The sequence below is a fragment of the Pseudomonas rubra genome (genome assembly GCF_028656935.1).
In the GTDB taxonomy this organism is placed as follows: domain Bacteria; phylum Pseudomonadota; class Gammaproteobacteria; order Pseudomonadales; family Pseudomonadaceae; genus Aquipseudomonas; species Aquipseudomonas rubra.
The window spans coordinates 1-1,053 of sequence record NZ_JAMDGZ010000099.1 but is presented as its reverse complement, the minus strand read 5'-3'; the positions used below and the strand labels follow the sequence as shown (position 1 = coordinate 1,053).

Here is a 1,053-nt window from a genome sequence, read left to right as displayed (position 1 = left end):
AGTTCGCCGGACGCTTACAAAAGGATTCCGAGCCCCAGGCACTGGTGGGGAGGTGCGCAGCTGGCTGTACGACCGGCGTCGAGAGCCTAGGAAAACGAACCTCAAAGCTATCGGGATGGAAGGGCATTTTTATGCGGTAGAAACCGAGCCAGACCTTGATGACAAAATCACGATGGTCGAGGAGAAAGTTTATGCCCCTTTGATCGACCGGCTTCGGCGAGGTGAGCTCGATGGTCAAAGCGTTAGCGCCATACCAGATCTGCTAGCCCACTTTGAAATTCGCAGCCGTCATGTGCGGCACAATATGGAGTTTGCCGGGGATGCGTGCATCAGCAGCATTCTAAAACGCATGGCTGATCCAGGCACTCTTGCTCAGCTACTCAGGCCCCATCTGCACATTGAGTCCCCAGCTATCGATCAAGTCATCAGAGAGATGCCCAACGCCGATCAGGTCAAGCAGGTACTGGCGGAGCGTCCAGATTTGCTAGCAGGGTTCTTCGATGCAGTGGTTCCGATGGCAGCAGCACAGATTGCGGCATTGCTGCCAAGTACCAAGAATCATGTCTCACAAGCGGTGAGGCAATGCCACATCAATGTGATGTCCGAATCGGTTGCCCCCGAAAAGCGAGCGGATCGCTTCAGGGCATTGAGCTATAGCTTGGAGAACTATGCACCTGGTGATCTTCCACTAGGTGACTCCATCGTGCTCTTCCATGTGAAGGCGCAAAGGGCATTCAGTCCGTTTCTCGACAAGGGTGACGAGCTCATACACGTCGTTCTTCCCCTCGCATCCAATTTGTTCCTCCTCGGCACCGCTGATGGTTATCAGGGCCACCCAACCTATGACATGCCGAGGGAGATTGCTCGCTGCTCCATGGACTACTTCATCGCAAGTGACGCCAAACCGCATTTGGCTGACCTGAGATGTGAAATTGGCTCTAACGCTCAATGGGTCTCTGAAGCCGAGGTGAGTTGCATCATGGAGGAGGTCATCCAAAAACTCATGCAAGGGTAGAGCTGATAAGGTTACATCCTTTAGGGATTCTCCGATCA

1 protein-coding gene is annotated in these 1,053 nt (G+C 53.6%); it reads left to right on the top strand.

Annotated features, from left to right (window positions below):
- A partial coding sequence (locus M5G17_RS27335) for a hypothetical protein (RefSeq protein ID WP_273895969.1) occupies positions 1 to 1,015 on the top strand: 1,015 nt, incomplete at its 5' end.
- Positions 1,016 to 1,053: the final 38 nt, after the last annotated feature.